Source organism: Geoglobus acetivorans (assembly GCF_039641995.1).
GTDB lineage: Archaea > Halobacteriota > Archaeoglobi > Archaeoglobales > Archaeoglobaceae > Geoglobus > Geoglobus acetivorans.
Window position 1 is genome coordinate 1,212,601 of the sequence record NZ_CP087714.1, and the last position, 19,002, is coordinate 1,231,602.

Here is a 19,002-nt window from a genome sequence, read left to right on the forward strand (position 1 = left end):
TTGTGCTTTTCCTTAGTTAGAGAGTAGCAGGTGATTCTATGGCCTACTGGTTCTGCATAACCAACGAAGATAACTGGAAAGTTATAAAGCAGAAAAACATCTGGGGAGTGCCAGAGAGGCACAAAAACACAATTGCAAGAGTTAAACCGGGAGACAAACTCCTAATCTACCTGAAACAGGAGAGAAATAAAGATGAAATCAAAGAACCGAGAATTGTGGCAGTTTACGAGGCAGCTTCTGAAGTTTTCAGGGATTCAGGCAGGATTTTCAAGTCTCCAAAAGGCATGGGAAATGAAACTTTCCCGCTCAGAATTAAACTCAAACCGGTAAAAATCTTCGATAAGCCTGTTGAATTCAAACCCCTGATTCCAAAGCTGAGGTTCATCACCAACAAGAAGAGGTGGAGCGGCCACCTGATGGGCAAGGCGATGAGGGAGATTCCTGAGGAGGATTACAAATTAATTGTAGGAGGTGTGTAAATGAATCCCCCAAAAATCAAAGAAATCATTAAAGATATCAAAGAAGGAAAATACAACATACCAGAATTTCAGAGAGGATTTGTCTGGAGTCCTCAACAGGTTAGAGATCTTGCCGAATCCATATGGAAAGAGTACCCGATAGGAGTAATATTGGTATGGGAGGGTGAGCACACTCCTAAAGTTGGGGATTATCATAAATTCACTTCTTGGATACTCGATGGACAACAGAGGATGACATCATTTTGTATCCTGTATGGTATAAAACCTCCGTGGTGGAACGAAAGGGAACAACCTTGGGATAAAATCTTGGAAAAATATAACATCATGGTGAAGGTTAATAAGGACTTGACGGGCCTTGAATTTGCTGTTGCTAATCCAGTGAGAAAAAAAGACAGAAAATGGATTCCAATAAGAGAACTTCTGAACATGGACGATGAAAAACTGAGAAAACTTGTAAAGGAAATATCGACTGACGAAGAATATTTTCCCGAAGGTGCACAAGCCCTCAAAAATGATCCTCAATGGTTAGAACTCACGTCTGAGAAAACCAGAGACAAAATCAGAGATTTACTCAAAAACCTAAAGGAGAAATTGGAAAAATATGAAGTGACTTTTCTGAAAACGACTCATGATGTTGATGATGTAATCGAAATATTTGATAGAGTTAACACTAAAGGAACTAAAGTAAAAGAAGCAGATATCATGGTTGCTTTGCTCTCCATAGAACATCAGGGCTGGATTAGAGATGAATTTTTGCCATTTTTAGTGGATCTCAAGGAAGAATTTGGATTCGAACTCGATCCGAACTTTGTGATCAGAATGCTCTCGGCAATCTCCCCAAAAAGGACAGTAAGATTGTCAGAGGTAGGTAAGGAGTTCTGGTCAAGGGAATTCGATCTCAATAAGTATTGGAAAAGGACTAGAGAGTCTCTGACAACCATCAGTAAGATTCTGAATGATTTTGGTATACTCTCCACAGACATTATGGTCTCAAAATATGTATTGATTCCATTGGTCGCTCTTTACGAGAAATTTGAAGATGATTTTGACAGAAATAAGGCACTATACTGGTTCATTCTTGCGACTTGGGATGGAAGATACAGTAGCATGTCAGCTACAAAAATAAGCGAAGATTTGAAAAGTATTGGCAACTCCGTGTCATTTGAGGATGCCATAAAAAAGTTGCTGAACAAGTTGCAAGTGGAAGGAAAGATAAAAAAGGAGGATGTCTTGAAAGATTACACAAAAGACCGATTCATGAGATTTCTGCTATATCTCACAATCTATAACAATGGTGCTATAGACTGGAAGCAAAAGGTTAAAATTGGTTTTGTTGGAAAAGATACACGATTTTCAGAATTTAAACCACAATGGCACCACTTCTTCCCGAAGAACGTTCTCAAAAAATATAACGAGAAGTTGAGTGAAGAGGATAAAATCAGGGAAGAGGAAATAAACTCTCTTGCAAACATAACCATTCTCAATCCGAAGCAAAGAGTGTTTAAAACTGAACCCCACGACTACATTAAAAAACATAACATAACTGAGGAGATGCTCAAACAACAGTTTATCCCGGTAGAGGAGGAACTATGGCATGTCGAAAATTACAGAAGATTTCTAGAACGACGAGCGGAACTTTTAGTTGACGGAATCAACCGATTTTTGGATTCTTTAAGAAAGGGATTGGGGTGATTTAGATGTCTGAAATTGTAGGCGTAACTTACCCAATTCCCAAGCAGTTCATGGATCGCTTTTTCAAGGAAGGCAAAGACGTTTTCGTCAAGCCTGCAACTGTTTGGAAGCAGCTAAAACCCGGAATGAAGTTCGTTTTTTATCAATCCCACGAGGATACGGGGTTTGTTGGTGAGGCTAAGATTAAGAGAATTCTTCTGCAGGAGGATCCGATGAAGTTCTTCGAGACTTACGGCGACAGAATTTTCTTAACCAGAGAAGAACTCAAGGATTACCTCAAATCTCAGGAAAGGTGGAGATCCGGATGGAAAAGCAGAGGTAAAGAAAAGAAAAAGCTCTGGATGGCTATAGAGCTTGAAGACATTAAGAAATACGATAAGCCGGTAAAGCCGAAGAGGTTTGTGCCTGTTGGGGGGCAGTATCTGAGAGAATGAATCGCCTTACCTTCTTCAAATATCTGGTATTACTTTTACCTGTAATAATCTGCTCCGTCCTTTTTATTGTGAAGCTAGGTTCTATTCAAACATCCGGAATTATGGCCATATATGCATCAAATTTCATCCATTACGATTTGGACCATTTCTTGGTGAACATTCTGGCATATCTGGTATTTGCATATCTCTCCTTCCTTTTACTCAAAAGCTTGCGAGAAGAGAAACTGTTCTGGATGTCGTTTGTCGCATTGTTCACGATTATCCCAATTGCAGTAGCACTTGCCAAATTAGAAGCAATTGGATTTTTTCTGGAATTGTTTCTGGCTTTGTCGGTTTGTATTCATTCTCGGCGGCATTGTTATTACGCTCGAAGTCTGTGCCTAACGTATTCCCGTTCTTTCTCGTATTTCTTCTCGGAGTTTTAATTGTGGCAATTGTCTACAGCTATTATACTTTTTTGATTCTGATCTCAATTTTGGTGGGGATTGCATTTTGGTTCGTAATTAAGAATTTAAAACCCAAAAGCAGCTTACTGGTTCTTGTTCCATATTTATTGGCCATTGTGGGATCGTTTCCGAGCATAATCTTGACTGACAGGGGCTTCATTAACATATGAGCTCATTATGCTGGACTCTTCTTAGGATACTGGATTCCTCTGTTGCTGTGGTATGTGCATGATGGAAAGAAACGAGATTAGCATGCTTAAGAAATCTTTAAATTCGCCTATCAACTTATTTCCTTTTAATGCGGCCTAGGGCTATTGTCCTGTTTTTGATATTGCTTTCGTTAATAATTGTGGGTTGTTCTCAAACAAACGAAAACACTCAACCCACAGCAACTCCAGCTCCAGTTGCCACATCACCCATACCACTCTCAACTTCGCCAGAATCCCTACCCCCTGAACAGACACCCGTCCCCACACCAACTGCTGAAAAACTCTCAATTCAGCCCGGCCAGAACTACACCGCAAGAGTGGTTTACGTTGTCGACGGCGACACGATTGACGTCATCTTTCAGGATGGAACTAAGGAAAGAATCAGAATCCTGGGAATAGACTGCCCGGAAACTGATGCGGAGAGAAACAGAAAGGGCGAGTATGATGGCATAGCCGACATGCAATATCTCGCAGTCTGGGGCAGAAAAGCTGAGGATAAGGCAAGAGAGCTGCTCGACGGAAAGCAGGTTGTGGTTCAGACGGACGAGAAAGCAGATCTCAGAGATATCTATGGAAGGCTCCTGGCATATGTTTACGTGGATGGTAAGGACTTCGGAGCCATTATGCTCAAAGAGGGTTATGCGAGGTGCTACTGCGAGGCAGAGTTCTCGAAGAGAGGTCTTTACAGGCAGCTCGAAGAAGAGGCTAAGCTGAATAAAGCCGGACTCTGGAGCTACTCACCACCTGTAGTTGAGATTCTCTCAGTCAATTACGACGCTTGTGGAGCAACTGATGACAGGGAGTGCCTGAATGACGAGTATGTGGTCATAGCCAATACCGGCAGCACTCCAGTATCGCTCTACGGCTGGAAAATACAGGACGAGTCGGGCAAGTACTACATCTTCCCAGATGTTATCCTCGATCCCGGAGAGCAAGTGGTTCTTCACACGGGCAAGGGTTTTGACAACTCAACCGACCTTTTCTGGAATTCTGGAAGGGCTATCTGGAACAACGATCACGATACCGCTTACCTCTACAACAGTGAGGGGGAGCTGATGGATAGCTATGAGTGGTGAATGAAAGGAGATTTTTGATCTATTTTTGAATGGTTCTTTGGCATTCCATTTACGGAAGCGCTCAATTCTTGTTTTAAATTAATATTAAAACCAGTTTAATTCTTCTCTGGATTTAGAATCCAGTTCTTTATCTCTTTTCTCCTGTTTTCAGCCCATCTCAGAATAATCTTACCATTTTTCCTTTCCACCAGAGTATATTCCTGCAGAAATCCACTGTGAGCGAAAAAGTTTCTTTTGCTTGCCGAGCTTTTGTAGAAATTCTGCCCGTGAATCAGCATGCCAAGAAGCTCGGTCTCACCGTCACTCAGCTTTTCAGAGTGCTTCTTTATTTCATTCACATCCCTCTGAAGAAAGTACTCGTTCACACCAGTTCCAGTGTTCCTGTTTCTGTACACCTCAGTGAATTTCTCCAGTATTTCATCTATTTCAGGCTCGCTCAGAGACTCTCTGAATTCCCTGATGCTCCTGAACATTGCAATGGCATAGAAGACATTTGAAACATTAACTCCATCAAGTGGAAATCTTTCCACCCTGTTTCCATTTTCATGAGGTTCTAGAAGTTTCTCCACAAAACGCACAATTTTCCGTTCCAGTTCATCTATTCCGTAAGACATCTGGAGAAGTTCGTAAAAGGTGAGTGGTATGTTCAGCCTTATTGCGTTATAGGCAAGCCTGAGCTCCTCAAACATGTGCCTGAACTCCTTTTTCAGCCCAGCGTTTTCCCGGTTTATCCTGCCAAGTTCGTCTTTCAGACTTTCAGGACACAGCTTAACGATCTTATCAATGTTGGCATTTGGGAGGGAAAAGAAGGCCTTAACGTCTAAATGCTGAATCTCGACAATGTAGCTCTGCACGGTCCTCGTTACAGGTGGTGTAAAAATGGCTGAAGCGTCAACATCTGAAGACCCCTGCAGGATTTTCTCCATCTTCCTGTAGGTCAGGTACCTCTTTGTAGCCTCAAGCAGGCTCACAGGATATATGTTGAATCCAGTGGATAAGTCAATAAATAGCTTTCCTGGTCTCTCTTTCAGCAGGTGGAGGAAGATGGCAGTTGCTATTGTCTCAACACTCCCGGAGAAGTAAACCTCCACATCCTGCTCCCTGTACCTGCCCACCGGAGGGATGGTGACTGTCTCAAAGTCGTCTATCCCTTTATCGGCGAGCTTTTCTTTGAAAGTGTCGAGGTTGTCTTTAATCAGCATGCTCTCAGGAACGAAAATCGTGAGGTCCACCTCTTCCCCCTTTTCCATCAGGTGTCTCCTGAGGGCATCAGAACACAGGGGAGTGGTATAGCTTACCCCATCGATTGTGAACTCCTTCTCCTGATACGATTCGGGTTTTCCGATTACCTGAAAGATGGTGGTCACCGAATCAGCACCTCTGCAAACTTCTTCCCAAAATCCGTGACCAGATACCTGCTGCCGAACTTCTCTATCAGCCCGTGCCTTAACAGCAGCTCCCTATCAGAATACGTCAGGCTGTCAAGTTTTCTGTTGTAGAGCACGTCCACAAGCCTCATCATGTAGTCCTCCGGAATGGGTACTGTCGGGATTCTGATTACTCTGTAGTCCCTGGGGAACATCAGTGCATCGAAGTACCTCTCCTTCTCCCGGTATATTTCCATCTTCTCCTCATCGCTCTCTGAGAAATACATCCTCTCTATGTCTAATCTGAGATTTTCAAGCGTCTCGTTCACGATTTTTACGTCAGGAGATACCACGTGGAATATTCCATCAACACTGAGAAACTGGCCGAGAAGCGAGAGGGTTATGCACATGTTCTTCCTTCCACCGGCCACGTTCAGGTAAACCACATCAGAACCGAACTTTTTCTTCTGGTCCTTTATTGTCTTACCAGCAATCCTCATGAACTCGAAGTTCTGCTCTTCTGTCGTAACATCCTCAAAGGGAATCTCAACCTCGTGTATTCTTGTTCCCGGGTATTTGGACTTCATGGCAACCCTCACAAGCTCGTAACCCTGCTTGACTTTCTCGTCTGCCGTGGTCATCACAACGAGGTCGGAGACCTTTCCAATGTAATCAACAAACGCTGTCACAACAGGCGGGCTCATTCCAAGTGTGGCGATAACCGCAACCCTCATTCCTGCGCCTCCTTTTTTGTCATATAGGCTAAAGCCACTTAATTAAAATTTTTGGTTTTGAAGTTAAATTTGAAGCTTGAGTTTGTTTTAAACCTGAGATTGCGTCACGGTTCTCCTTATGAGATTCTGAAAAATCCCTTAAGTGGAAAAAGAAGATGAGGAAAAGTTGCCGTTCTCCTTATGAGATTCTGCAGCACTCGCAATAAAAGCATTGCACGAATTGTTAAAGTTTCCGTTCTCCTTATGAGATTCAAAGTGGCTGAGAGGCTCGGAATGCAAAACGAGGCGAGGGCAGTGTTTCCGTTCTCCTTATGAGATTCTGAAATACTTGCTCCTGAAGAGGCTCCATACTTCCCTATGTGGTTACCGTTCTCCTTATGAGATTCTTGAGATAGAAGAAGAGGAATTGGCACCGTGGGAAGTGTTGCCGTTCTCCTTATGAGATTCTAATTGTATATTTAGAAGAGAATCCAGACTGGGAGACTTTGTTACCGTTCTCCTTATGAGATTCTCTAATTGCTGATTCCAATAAGCGATATTTAGAACCGTTACCGTTCTCCTTATGAGATTCTGAAAGAAGGGTTAGAGGAATTCATGAGCTTTGGAATGGTTACCGTTCTCCTTATGAGATTCAGGGGTTAGAAGAATTCATGCAGTTTGCACCAAGGATGGGGTTACCGTTCTCCTTATGAGATTCTGATTAGTGTTAAATATAATTAAAGTATTATAATAATTGTTACCGTTCTCCTTATGAGATTCTTGGATTTAGGTGCAGCACTGCCTGTTATGGGCAGTGTGGTTACCGTTCTCCTTATGAGATTCTCCTGATAGTCGGAATTGATGATGTATGAGGGAGGAGTTGAGAAGTTACCGTTCTCCTTATGAGATTCCCCAGTTAGATATAGAATAATGGATAAGCATAGCTATGATGAGTTACCGTTCTCCTTATGAGATTCAGGGATATGGATGGTTTTCACATAAGGAGTGTTGTTAGAGTTACCGTTCTCCTTATGAGATTCCGATGTTCAAATTTCTCCTTTGACCCTTTATAACCTTTTTCCTGCCTGCTTTTTCCAGGGGTTACTGGTTGCATGCAATTTTGAGCGCCAGTATTTAAAGAGCAGCCAGTTTTTGAGAAGGAGTCTCATCACTGAATTTTGCTTTTCAGGAAATTAAAACAGAGATAAAATAAGAAGTAACCTTGGGAACTTTTTAACCGGAATTATCAGGCATTAAAATTTTTATCCTGTTTGAAAATCAAATGAACTTGTTTGTCAGTCAGATCAGTTTTATTCAGTCAGAAAATTATAAAACACCATTATATCACAGCTCCTTACAGATTTTTCTGTATCCGCATCCCCGACATCTTGATCTGTCTCTCGGGGACGAGACCAGTCCGGTTTCATGAATGTGGTGGATTTTGTTTATTATTGACGCAGCATATCTTCTAACGCCCAGACTGAACGGTGATTCCCTTTCTCCATCCCTGTAACCGACCACGAGCTTCACCACTCTCCCAAAATTGTCCTCCACCAGGAGAGCGTAGCATGCGGTCTGGTAGAGGTGAATTTTCGCCGACTTTTTCCTGTATTCTGAGTTCTTGAACTCGTAAACCTCGTAACCATCTGGTGTCTGTCTCAGCCCGTCAACGTAACCATATATTCCAAATCTTTCCGATTTCAGGTAAACGTTCGTTTTCCATCCCTTTCGTTCGAGCTTCTTCATTCTCTTCTCGTGCTCCTCCTTCCCGTACTTCATGAGCTCAGTCGTTCTCTCTTTAAAACCGAGAACAAGTATGAAGTAAGGTATTCTGGGGCAGTAAAGGTACTGCTTCACCATGCTAACGGGAAATTCAAACGAATATGATGTCATCCTCATCCTCCTCCAGCACCTCCCCGATCACAGTCCTGAGCGCCATATCCGGCCTGCAGATCACGAAAACCTGAATGTTTCCCTGCTCTCCTCTGAGCAACCTCTTCAGAACTTCAACAAGCTCTCTCCTCCTCGCTGAACTTATGTCTCCGAGAAACGCGCTCTTCTGAATTCTGCTTAGTCCGAACCTTCTGCATGCTGTGGCGATTCTGCTTCTCGTTCTGTTTTCCGAGATGTCGTAAATCACGAGGGTCATCATCTCAGTATGAATGGCGTGTAACTGCTCTTTCCGAGCAGAAACCGCTCGAGTCTTCTGGCCTGCAGGTAAATGTGGTACTCTATGGGCAGTTTCCTGTTTTCAAATGTAACCTTGGTCTCAAGTCGCCTGAATATCTCAGAAATTATCTCCTTCCTGCAATCTGCTGTCAGAAAACCGTCCTTGACCTCTGGAGTTATTTTAAAAATGGCCCTGTCCACAACAGGCTGCCTGAACTCCTCCATGAGATCAACCACCAGAGCAGGCCGTCTCGGATTTTCTGCGTGCAGAAACCCGGCAAACGGATCGAGGTTCGTTGTATCTATGGCAAGAGAGACCACCGACATTAAAATTGCATACCCGTAATTGAGAGCCATGTTGAACGGATCAGGGCTATCGTATCGTTTTTTCCTGCCAGACATTTCGTAAAACTCTGAAACAACATTCCAGTACACCTCGGCAGCCTGAGCCTCCACGTTTATTATGTTCTGCTGTCTCTCGCACCGATCCAGCTTGCTCACCGATCTCTTGATTTCGTAGCACATCTTAATCAGGTCTTTCCTCCCCCTGTTCTTGCAGATGGACTTTGCGAGGTAGTACTGATTCATCACCTTTCCTCTCACAAAGCACTTTGCTAAGAAAAGAGACCTCTCATCCCTCTGGGCAGCGTACTGCTCTTTTCTGACAGAAACGTTAGCCTTCCTGTAAAAAGAAGAGAACTTTCCAGCCACAGTTCCGTTCCTGTTCAGGACTATCACGTCAATGTTGTTTTCCGACGCGAGCCTGAGAAAAGCCGATGACATTGATACGCTACTCCCTTCTACTATTAGCTGATCAACATTTCCCGGAGAAACCGTTCTGATTTCATCACCCCTCTTGATCTTTATCAGCCCATCCTTCACTCCAAGGAAAGTTCCGTAACCGCTAATTACCACTTTCATTGCAGACACCAAAGTACGCACAAGCCCTGTGGCACCTTTCTGGCTTGCCCGGGTCAACTGCTGAGTCAATCATCTCCGCAATCTCGTCGCGTATTTCAAGAAACTCCCTTCTGAGCTCGTCAGTTATCACGAACTCCTCCTGGGTAAAATGGAGATGATCTCCAAGCCTTATGTATATCAGGCATCCGAAGTTGATATCCGTTTCATCGTCAGCCTCGATGGCAATTGCGTAGCCTGCAAGGGCGAGTCTGTGCTCATATCTCTCGATACCGGTTTTAAAGTCCATTATGATGCTGAAAGGTGTGAATACGTCAACCGAGAGGTTCGGTGACAGACCGACAGGTCTGCCATCAATCTTCCTTTCGATGATGGGAGGGAATGTCAGCCCTGCTATATTTTCCGAGTCCGAATTCGGGTATTTGGAGACGACATCATCAATTTTCGCTGCAGATTGTATCACGAGAAACCTGTAAAGGCTTAGAAGTTCCCGAAAGTCAACTCCTGTATCTCTGCTTATTTTTTCTGGTATGGCATGGTTGCTGTAAAACTCATCTATCACCTCGCTTCCTGTCCTAAATCCAGAATATACTGCCTTTTTCACTGATGTAATCGTTTCCTTTATCAGTCTGTGGCAGGCTATGCCCCTGAGCATGTACGGATTCAGAGAGGGCCTCTCCCTCAGGATGTACTTGACGTAAATGTCTCTTCTCGTTGGGCAGAAGCCATTTATGTCAGAAACGGAGATGGTTGTGGTTGTTGCCGGCTCTACAGGAGGTTTTTCCCAGGAATATCCTCTCAATTCATCCGATATTTCAGCAGTGACTGTATTTCTTCGCAGTATCCGTATCCTCTTCTCGACGTCTCCCAAATTCGGAAACATGCACAAATTTAAGATATACTTTGTATATTAGCCATCCCGGAGAAAATCCGATAAAATTTCAGATTTCCAAACTATTCTCGGAAGTATTATCGAAAGCTATATATCTTAGAGAAAGTGCTTTTACTTCAAATGAAAGTGCTTGTTGCTACAGTAGGTGGCAGTGCAGATCCAATTGTCATCTCAGCAAGAAAGCTCGGCTTCGATAAAGCAATCCTTCTTGCTGGGAAACCTGCTGGTGAGGTTCTTGACGATTCAATTGAAAACCACGTGAATCCGCTCGACGTCGCTGAAGCCATTAGAGTCAGGCTTGAAACAATGGGTGGTGACGTGGAAGTTATCCCCGTCAATCCCTTTGACTTTGAAGAGTGCTGCATGACTGCTATTCAGGCAATAGAGAACGAAAAACAGATCGATTCTGAAATAAGGGTTGTCATTTCCGGAGGAACGAAGGTTCAGTCGCTCGCAGCCTCCTATGCTGCATACGTTTGCGGCTGTCATGTGTTTTACGTTCAGGAGTCGAAAAACGGTTCACACCTTATTGAGATACCTCTTACGTTCTCTGAACTGGACAGCATTCCCAGAGCGAGGAAGGACGTGCTGAAGGTCCTTGAGGATGGTGACGATGCTGGAAAGATTGCTGAAAAGCTCAAAATTAGCAGGAAAACCGCATCTCAGTACCTGAAGGAGCTCAGAGAGTACGGGCTTGTGGAAGCGGCAAATGGAAAGGCCAGGAAATACAGGCTCACATTTGCGGGTAAAATCTGCAGAGCGAGGTGGAGATGATTATGGACGGTGAAGCTGAACTTGTTGCCCTTGGAGGATTGCTTCACGATATTGGAAAATTTGAGCAGCGAGGCAAGACGCAGAATAGAAGGCATCAGGATTTTGGATACGAGTTTCTCAAAAAGTACGTCGAGAGATACCTGAAAGAATACGGAGAACTTCCGCTATTCGCAAGATACCACCACAGGGACGACCTCAAAACTTTCAACGGAAGTATCAGACTGAGGAACCTCCTTAACATTGTCTGCGAAGCAGATAACATCTCATCTGGAGAGAGAAGAGAAATAGAAGAGGATGCAAAGTTCAGGATTGAAAACCCTCTTGAATGCGTGTTCTCTTCCGTAAACCTTGGAAAAGGAGACGCGAAAAAGATGTACTATCCACTCAGGACGTATTCTCCAGAAAGCTATTTTCATCCAGTTATCTCCCACAAGAACACTTCAGAAGATTACGGGAGACTTTTCGATGACTTCGAGAAAGAATTTGACACCGCGATAAAGAGTCATAGCTTCAACCATCTCCTGCATGTTCTCGAAAAATACACAACATTCATCCCGACAATGCTGACAGAGAACAACGACATCTCCCTTTTCGACCACCTGAAGACTACTTCTGCCATCGCGCTCTGCATGTACCACTACCACAGGAAACAGCTCGATGAAGACATCGAAAAAGAGATAGAAGACAGGAAAGAAAAGAAATACCTGATCGTCGGTGGAGACATTTCTGGAATTCAGGAGTTTATCTACACGATAACAAGCAAAGGGGCGCTGAAATACCTGAGGTCACGGTCACTTTTCCTTGAGCTGCTGGTTGAGGATGTTGTCGCAGAGCTCATCGAAAGGCTGGAGCTGACAAGAGCCAACATCATCTTCGCAGGAGGGGGAAGATTTTACATCATCACACACAACACAGAGGAGGCAAAAAGGATCATCAAAGACGTTGCAATGCACGTCAACAGATGGCTCTTCGACAGGTTCTGGGGAAAGCTGTACTTCGCAGTTGACTCTGTCGAGGTTAATGGCGAGGAACTGAGCAGATTCAGAATTGGCGAAAAGTCCATTTGGGAAGTAATTGGAAAGAGCTTGAAAAAGAAGAAACTGAGGAAGTTTCTGGATATTGCAAAAGAGGGAGACTTTATTGAAAACTACATTCCAGACTCCGAAGAATTCGGGGAGTGTGATGTATGCAAGGGCCCCAGAATTCTCCACAATGTTGAAAACAATAAAGTCTGCGAAAGCTGCAGAGAGTTTCTCCTGATAGGGGGAGAGATCCCCAAATCGGATGGATTTGCGAGAGTTAAGGGCAAAGTGATGGTGGAGGTGAAATACACACTTCCATTTTCATCTTTTGTACCAATCAGGGTGGATGAGGTGGATAAATACAATGAAGGATTATTGTACTTAAAAGGACACAGAATAGAGACGAAGAATTCCGAAAAGCTTGACGAACTTGGTTACATTCTTCTGAATGTTGGAGATTACTATTCCAGAGATGAAGACAAAAGCGTTAAAGAGTTTGACAAACTTGCTGAAGGGGCATGTGGGGTCAAAAAGCTTGCAGTACTTAGAATGGACGTGGACGATCTTGGAAAGATATTCAGCATTGGTTTGAAGGGAAGTGATACCATTTCAAGGGTTACAACACTTTCCAGGTTCATGAATCACTTCTTCAAGAACTGCATAGATCTCATCTGCGAAGGGAGTATTCCTGCCGAAGTTGTTGGAGAGACCCCTAGGATAAAGAGCGGCAGGAAAAGAAAGGAGGTCGTCGTGGTCTACGCTGGAGGAGACGACCTATTTATCGTCGGTGCGTGGGACCATGTTTTTGAGCTGGCATTTGAGATCGAGGGCGCGTTCAGAAGGTACGTCGGCGCGAACCCCAACATCACGATTTCGGCGGGGTACGCGATATTCGACCCCAAGTTTCCGCTCTACAGAATGGCCGAGATTACAGGAAACAGAGAGGAAGTAGCGAAAAAAGATGGCGATGTCGTTGCGAAGATAGATGGAGTTGAAATCAGAAAGAAGAACAGAATCCACCTTGGTGACAGAGGGCTTCAAAAAGCCAAATCTCATGGAACCGGAATCGCGTTCAGGGAATCCTACGAGTGGGACGAGTTCAGGAGGATCTGGTCAGAGTACGTTACCAGAATATACGACAGCGGAGAGTCCAAGCTGCTGGTAAGGAGAAGCGCGATAAGGAGGATTCTCGACGCGAGAAGAGAGTACCTCAAGAACCCGAACGGCTTCAGATGGTCTGTTTTGCTCACGTATTACCTCGCGAGAATAAAGGTCGAGAAGAACGGGGCTGAGAAGAAAGGCAGCAGGATGATTGATGTTGTGCCAAAGCTTGCCACAAGAGATCCGGAAAAAGTCAGAGAGAAGAGGCCACAGGACATATACCATGTGGACATTCCGCTGAAGTTTGTTGACCTTGCTGTTAGAGGAGGTGGTTGAATGGCAGATTTTGTGGAGCTGTTTGAGAGGGGAGATTTTGTAGATCTGGGTTTGAAAATCAAAGATGAGTTTAAGAAAATAGACGATGACAGGGCAATCAAGAAACACAAAAAATACGATGCTAAGTACGACCAAATTATAAAAAAATTGTACGAAAAATGGAGTCCTTTTGACAAGTCAGAGAATTTCTTCGGACTTGAAGAATGGGAATTGAACAGACTCTCTTTTGCCGTTGCTGTAGATTCGGTGGCTCGAGGGTTAAAAACGAGTCAGATCAGAAAAATTCTCAACATGTCGAATTCAATATATCGAAAATTGAAAAACGACAAAGAAGATACCTTTGTGGCCATGGATGTAGCTAAGCTTAGCTATACACTGGCTTACTCCTTAGGACGCCATAAAAGAGAGCTTGAAACTTTAGCTAGAGTTCTCAACAAGGCGATCACCAAATTGCCACAAAAACCCAGTAAAAACGACTATGAGAAAGTACATAACTTCTTGCAAGCCGTTTTGGCATATCACAGGCTATTAGGGGGGAGTGATTAAAATGGGTGAAATAATTTTGGGTAAGATTATTCTGAAGGGCAAGATAAAACTCAAAACCGGACTGCACATTGGTGCTCAAACTGAGGCTATCGAGATTGGAGGTGTGGATAATCCGATTCTGAAGGACCCAAATACGGGAATGCCCTACATTCCCGGATCATCTCTGAAGGGCAAGTTAAGGAGTCTCTTTGAAAAAGATAAGATTAATGACTATCCTCCCGAACTGAGAGGTCCGCCTCCAAAAGATGAAAAAGACAAAAGCAAGTACTTTTTAAATAGAAATATAGGCACATCAAGCAATCCAATCTGGATACACGTACACGAAGAATACGATACAGCTAAAACCTGTGAGATTTGTCGGCTGTTTGGTAGCTCCGGGAAAACGAACTACCCATCAAGAACCATTTTTAGAGATGCTCACCTGATAAACGAGAAAAGTCTGGAAGAAGTCATAGAGATCAAGACCGAGACCGCAATTGACAGAATAACTTCTGCCGCAAATCCCAGACCGATGGAGAGAGTGGTTCCAGGGGCTGAATTTGAGTTTGAAATAGTTTACAACATCGAAAATCAGGATGAAAAGAGAGAGGACATTAAAAACCTCATCAGTCTGATGAAAACGCTTGAAGACGATTATCTCGGAGGTTCAGGATCTAGGGGGTACGGAAAGGTGGAGTTCAGAATCACTAAAGTCGTTGAGAGGTCACGGGAATACTACCTGAAAGGCGAAGCGGAAAGGGAGCTCCTGAGCAGCGAAAGTGGTCTGAGGCCAGAGGAGGCTGTTAGTCAGATTATGGAAGCGCTATGAGGACATTTAAAGTTTTCAAACTCCATTTCAGGACACCAGTGAGAGTGGGCGAGGCGGGATTGGGTCTCGAGAGAACAGGGGAGATCTTACGCTCCGACACACTTTTTGGAGCGATAGCAAACGCTCTCAGCAGATTGAACGAGGATGTGGAAGAGTTCGTCAGCAGGGTTCGCAATGGAGAGCTGAGGTTCAGCTCGTGCTTTCCGTTCAAAAACGGGACTTACTACCTGCCGGCACCTCACCTGCCATTGGAGAAAAAGTGGAGGTTTCTGCCCCTTGACGATTTCGAAAAAGTCATTTCAGGAAACGTTTCTGAGGTCGGTGATAACGACAAAATGGATTTCATGAAAAAGGTGGAAATCCCGAAGGTTGTTCTGGACAGAACGACATCAAATTCCGGAATCTACTATTTAACAGCCCTTAAGTTCAAAGAAAATTCCGGCCTGTACTTCCTGGTGGATGGAAGGGATGGTCTGATCGAGATTGCTCTGAAGTACCTGCAGGATGAGGGGATTGGAGGTAAAAGGACATGGGGACTCGGGAAATTCGAGGTGGGAGATGACGAGATAAAAATTCGAGAAGACGGAAACTGCTACGTCACCCTTTCCTTAACATACCCGAGAGACCTCGAAAGCGTTGTTTACTGGAAACCTCTTGTCAGGAGCGGGTGGATAAACTCGCGAAAAGCGACACTCAGGAAGCCAAAGGTAATCATGGCCTCAGAGGGTTCGGTTTTCAGGAGAGCCGAGGAGGGAGAGCTGGTGAACCTCAGTATCGCCTACACCGACCTCCCACCTCTCGCTGGTCATGAGGTGTGGGTGAACGGAAAGTCGTTTCTGATCAGGACGGTGGTCACAGATGAGGCTTGAGATTCTCACACCAACTCACATAGGTTCGGGAGACAAATATCTTGCAATAGACTATGTGATAAAGAGAGACAGAGTCATATTTATTGACTCAATGAAATTTTTCGAGGAAATCGAGAAAATGGGGTTTGATGCCGTAGATGTAGCAAGTAAGATAGGCAGAGGTGAAAAATCTATAGAGGATTACGTCAGCAATATATCCAAGATAAAGGTGCGTGAAGCTCCCTTTTTCGGCCGATTTGCAAGGAAAGAAATTCTGATGCACATAAGAACTTGTGGAAAACCCTACATCCCCGGATCGTCTATAAAGGGAGCGATAAGGACTGCATTCCTCTGGAAAGAGGTTAAAGAAAACAGGAGCCTTCTCGATTGGACAATACATCAAATTAAAAACGAGTTAAGGGGAAAAAGATACCTCCAGAGGAAAGACCTGACAAAGCTTGACGATAATCTTGAGAGGAAAGTATTCAGGAAAACAAACCTGTCCGGTAAGGACGGAGATCCGAAAAACGACCTTCTGAGGGCTTTGAGAATAAGTGACTCGGCGTTTTTTGATAGCTGCAGCGTTTACCAAATTAACTATCTTGGAATGAGAAACTTCAGCGTGCTTGCAGAGTGTGTGGATAGCGGGCAGAAGACTGAAGTTGAAATAGATGTGGATGAATTTACACTGCAGTATTTAAACCAGAAAGTGGACTTGGACAGTATCGCTTCTGCATCGAGAGAGTTCGCCGAAGAGGTGGTTAAAGCCGAAACGAGTCGCGGTTATCCTGAAGAGGTAAAACGGGAGTTCAGAAACGTTCTGGAAGCAAAGGGCATAATTCTCAGGATTGGGTGGGGAACCGGCTGGTACTCGTCAACAATCGGAACGCTGCTCAAAACTCACCCTGAATTTGAGGGGCTTAGAAGGAAGCTCGGACTCGGCAGAAATCCCAGGACAAATAGGTTCAGCAGAAACTTTCCACTCATAAGGAGAGTCACTTCCGACAACAAGCCTCTGGGCTGGGTTTCGATTCATGACTGATTTCGTCAGAGTTGAGATTGAGTTTGAGGCGCTGGAGAGCAAGAGGTTCAGGATGTACTCCGGCGCCTATGTTAGGGGTTTTGTTTACTGGGTACTGGGGAGAATGGATAGAGCCTTTGCTGAAAGACTGCACTCAAGCAGGGGCATCTCTCCATTCTCCGTCACACCGGTGATGCTGAACGATTATCCGGTGAGCAGCCTTGAGGAGGGAAAAGAATACCGCTTCTCCATCACCTTTTTCGTTCCCGAAATAGGGGAGGCGCTCAGGGACTACCTGATCTCTGCCAACAGCGTGTACTTCACTGCCGTGGAAAATCCGCTCAGAAGGGTGAGAGTGAGGTACGTGGACATGGGATCCCTGGAAGAAGGGCCAACCACCAAATTCAGGGTTGACTTCGTATCTCCGTGCTACTTCAGAATGCCCTCAAACAGCTACAGATTCGTTCCCATGCCGATGCCAGAGCTCATGTTCAGGAGTCTTGCGAGGCTCTACTCTGCATTCATTGAGGAGGTTCCGGCAGATTACAGGCGGTGGCTTGATGAGGGCGGTATTGCAGTTTCAGGACTCAAAATTGAAACAGAGAAGGTTCTGCTGAAAAAGAGTAAGTGGGCGGCTGGCTTCACAGGATGGGTGAACTTCTCCATGCCTGACGACCTGTACTCCGAACAGCATGCCAGGCTGACGGCAAAGCTCCTGAGATTTGGAGAGTATTCAAACGTGGGTGGGGGAAGGACTTCTGGACTGGGAGTGATGAGGTGCAAAATTGTCGAATGATTTCGCAAGAAAGTCAGAGCATTCACTCGGATAGTTTTCTTGCCAGCTCTAAAGCCTTTATCTACTCCTCAGCCGAAACGTTCCCGCCCACTCTTTCCCCCACAAGCTCGAGAGCTTCACTCAGTGTGAGGTTCAAAAGCTCAGCAATCTCCCTGAGTGTGAGATCTCCTCTCTGGTAGAGGTCGAGGATGTAATCCATAATTCCGAGGCGAATTATTTTTTATCGCCCCCTCCTCGTCAAGTCCTTCCCTCTTCTACTGATTAAGTATTCTTCATAACGATATATACTTTCTCAGCTTTTCAATGCAGGATAGTGCTTCTTCCCTCGTGAGCCTGCCACGATAGAACAGGAGAACTATCAGCGAGGACGGGGTGAGGTACGGGATTCTCATTCTGCCAAGCTGCCTGAGAAACTTCCTGTCATCGCTAACGACTGCTTCTAAACCCCCGGACCTGAACTCTCCCTTCCTTTCCTCTCAGTCTCCCTGACAAGTATCCTGCCGGACTTCACGTTGTTCTCTATTTCCTCCGCATCTGGAAATCTGCCCCTCGGGATTTCTGCTGTTTCCTTGTAAACCCTTCTGGGAACGACGACCTCCAGATTGTCGACTATCAGCTCCTTCAATCCCGCCTTGGTCAGCTTGATCAGCGCGTCTGAGTCCATGGCAACTCTCATGCAGTTTAAGACTGTTTCATTAAACGTAGTAAACCTTCGCCTACCGCTCCGCGCTCATCAGGTATCCAGAACCTGGCTGCTGTTCTGTGTAGACGCGGTTCTCCTTATGAGATTCCGAAAAACTCGAAAAACTCAGAACATTGAAAAATGACATTGGTTTCCGTTCTCCTTATGAGATTCTTGATTTTGATGAGAGGACAATGCAATTCAAATTTGGGTTACCGTTCTCCTTATGAGATTCTACAGAGTATATGGGTGATGGCTACATAATCAACATGTGTGCATTGGTTACCGTTCTCCTTATGAGATTCGTGAAAATTGAGAAATTCGATAATGACATAGAATTTGCGTTACCGTTCTCCTTATGAGATTCGTGAAAATTGAGAAATTCGATAATGACATAGAATTTGCGTTACCGTTCTCCTTATGAGATTCAAAAAAATAAAGGAGGTCGATAAAAATGGCAGGAGTGATATAGTTACCGTTCTCCTTATGAGATTCTCAGAGAGACCACACAAGTAGGTACTCCGCCAGTGAGGTTACCGTTCTCCTTATGAGATTCGTAATAAGACTCGCCAAATACGGAAAATGCGTTTTCGTTACCGTTCTCCTTATGAGATTCTGACGACCTGTACCTCGTCTCGGTTTACAACTATGTTAGTTACCGTTCTCCTTATGA

Annotated in this window: 19 protein-coding genes and 2 CRISPR repeat arrays (1 of these 21 only partly in view); of the genes, 11 read left to right on the forward strand and 8 right to left on the reverse strand. The window is 44.5% G+C overall.

Going from position 1 to position 19,002, the window contains the following annotated elements:
- The first annotated feature begins 38 nt into the window (after positions 1-38).
- The 4 genes from LPQ35_RS07135 to LPQ35_RS07150 all read left to right on the forward strand — a co-directional run bounded on the left by LPQ35_RS07135 (position 39) and on the right by LPQ35_RS07150 (position 4,336).
- The gene (locus LPQ35_RS07135; protein ID WP_193808181.1) at positions 39-479 is read left to right on the forward strand and encodes an EVE domain-containing protein; all 441 of its coding nucleotides are present in this window, start codon (positions 39-41) and stop codon (positions 477-479) included.
- Positions 480-2,171, forward strand: a complete 1,692-nt coding sequence (locus LPQ35_RS07140) for a GmrSD restriction endonuclease domain-containing protein (protein WP_193808182.1) — start codon at positions 480-482, stop codon at positions 2,169-2,171.
- Positions 2,172-2,176: 5 nt separating this feature from the next.
- Entirely contained in the window at positions 2,177-2,605 is a 429-nt protein-coding gene (locus tag LPQ35_RS07145; RefSeq protein WP_193808183.1) for a DUF365 domain-containing protein, read from the forward strand.
- Positions 2,606-3,349: 744 nt separating this feature from the next.
- Positions 3,350-4,336 carry a lamin tail domain-containing protein gene (locus LPQ35_RS07150; RefSeq protein WP_193808184.1) on the forward strand — a complete coding sequence of 329 codons (987 nt, stop codon included), beginning with the start codon at positions 3,350-3,352 and terminating at the stop codon, positions 4,334-4,336.
- A 95-nt stretch (positions 4,337-4,431) separates the two neighbouring features.
- Here LPQ35_RS07150 and LPQ35_RS07155 read toward each other — a convergent pair whose 3' ends face one another.
- From LPQ35_RS07155 to cas4a, 6 genes are all read right to left on the reverse strand, one after another.
- On the reverse strand, positions 4,432-5,703 hold the full coding sequence (locus tag LPQ35_RS07155) for a TM1812 family CRISPR-associated protein (RefSeq protein WP_193808185.1): 1,272 nt from the start codon (positions 5,701-5,703) through the stop codon (positions 4,432-4,434).
- The gene (locus tag LPQ35_RS07160; RefSeq protein WP_193808186.1) at positions 5,700-6,437 is read right to left on the reverse strand and encodes a CRISPR-associated protein Csx14; all 738 of its coding nucleotides are present in this window, start codon (positions 6,435-6,437) and stop codon (positions 5,700-5,702) included. The genes LPQ35_RS07155 and LPQ35_RS07160 overlap by 4 nt, the downstream gene beginning before the upstream one ends.
- Before the next feature lie 103 nt (positions 6,438-6,540).
- Positions 6,541-7,456: a CRISPR direct-repeat array (repeat unit 24 nt; unit sequence GTTACCGTTCTCCTTATGAGATTC).
- A 304-nt stretch (positions 7,457-7,760) separates the two neighbouring features.
- On the reverse strand, positions 7,761-8,315 hold the full coding sequence (gene cas4 / locus LPQ35_RS07165) for a CRISPR-associated protein Cas4 (protein ID WP_193808187.1): 555 nt from the start codon (positions 8,313-8,315) through the stop codon (positions 7,761-7,763).
- Positions 8,290-8,565: a CRISPR-associated endonuclease Cas2 gene (gene cas2, locus LPQ35_RS07170; protein WP_193808188.1), complete on the reverse strand. Its 276-nt coding sequence runs from the start codon at positions 8,563-8,565 to the stop codon at positions 8,290-8,292. The genes cas4 and cas2 overlap by 26 nt, the downstream gene beginning before the upstream one ends.
- Complete coding sequence (gene cas1, locus LPQ35_RS07175) at positions 8,565-9,506, reverse strand: CRISPR-associated endonuclease Cas1 (protein ID WP_193808189.1); 942 nt, start codon at positions 9,504-9,506, stop codon at positions 8,565-8,567. Before cas1 ends, cas2 begins: the two co-directional genes overlap by 1 nt.
- The gene (gene cas4a, locus LPQ35_RS07180; protein ID WP_193808190.1) at positions 9,490-10,374 is read right to left on the reverse strand and encodes a type I-A CRISPR-associated protein Cas4/Csa1; all 885 of its coding nucleotides are present in this window, start codon (positions 10,372-10,374) and stop codon (positions 9,490-9,492) included. Before cas4a ends, cas1 begins: the two co-directional genes overlap by 17 nt.
- A gap of 141 nt (positions 10,375-10,515) precedes the next feature.
- Here cas4a and LPQ35_RS07185 point away from each other — a divergent pair, with 141 nt between their 5' ends.
- The 7 genes from LPQ35_RS07185 to cas6 are packed head-to-tail and all read left to right on the forward strand — an operon-like array spanning position 10,516 to position 17,647.
- Positions 10,516-11,169 (forward strand): DUF6293 family protein, encoded by a 654-nt coding sequence (locus LPQ35_RS07185; protein WP_193808191.1) that lies wholly within the window; start codon positions 10,516-10,518, stop codon positions 11,167-11,169.
- A gap of 2 nt (positions 11,170-11,171) precedes the next feature.
- The gene (gene cas10 / locus LPQ35_RS07190; RefSeq protein WP_193808192.1) at positions 11,172-13,628 is read left to right on the forward strand and encodes a type III-A CRISPR-associated protein Cas10/Csm1; all 2,457 of its coding nucleotides are present in this window, start codon (positions 11,172-11,174) and stop codon (positions 13,626-13,628) included.
- Complete coding sequence (gene csm2, locus LPQ35_RS07195; RefSeq protein WP_193808193.1) at positions 13,629-14,174, forward strand: type III-A CRISPR-associated protein Csm2; 546 nt, start codon at positions 13,629-13,631, stop codon at positions 14,172-14,174.
- Position 14,175: 1 nt separating this feature from the next.
- Positions 14,176-14,982: a type III-A CRISPR-associated RAMP protein Csm3 gene (gene csm3, locus LPQ35_RS07200; protein WP_193808194.1), complete on the forward strand. Its 807-nt coding sequence runs from the start codon at positions 14,176-14,178 to the stop codon at positions 14,980-14,982.
- A 38-nt stretch (positions 14,983-15,020) separates the two neighbouring features.
- Complete coding sequence (gene csm4 / locus LPQ35_RS07205; protein ID WP_193808195.1) at positions 15,021-15,851, forward strand: type III-A CRISPR-associated RAMP protein Csm4; 831 nt, start codon at positions 15,021-15,023, stop codon at positions 15,849-15,851.
- Entirely contained in the window at positions 15,841-16,872 is a 1,032-nt protein-coding gene (csm5, locus tag LPQ35_RS07210) for a type III-A CRISPR-associated RAMP protein Csm5 (protein WP_193808196.1), read from the forward strand. The genes csm4 and csm5 overlap by 11 nt, the downstream gene beginning before the upstream one ends.
- Positions 16,865-17,647, forward strand: coding sequence for a CRISPR-associated endoribonuclease Cas6 (gene cas6 / locus LPQ35_RS07215; protein ID WP_193808197.1), 783 nt, complete (start codon positions 16,865-16,867; stop codon positions 17,645-17,647). The genes csm5 and cas6 overlap by 8 nt, the downstream gene beginning before the upstream one ends.
- 61 nt (positions 17,648-17,708) lie before the next feature.
- On the opposite strand, the gene LPQ35_RS07220 is transcribed toward cas6, so the two are convergent.
- A complete protein-coding gene (locus tag LPQ35_RS07220; protein WP_193808198.1) occupies positions 17,709-17,846 on the reverse strand; it encodes a hypothetical protein in 138 nt (45 codons plus the stop codon).
- A gap of 240 nt (positions 17,847-18,086) precedes the next feature.
- Positions 18,087-18,311 (reverse strand): hypothetical protein, encoded by a 225-nt coding sequence (locus LPQ35_RS07225; RefSeq protein ID WP_193808199.1) that lies wholly within the window; start codon positions 18,309-18,311, stop codon positions 18,087-18,089.
- Positions 18,312-18,414: 103 nt separating this feature from the next.
- Positions 18,415-19,002: a CRISPR direct-repeat array (repeat unit 24 nt; unit sequence GTTACCGTTCTCCTTATGAGATTC); it runs 1,517 nt beyond the window's last position.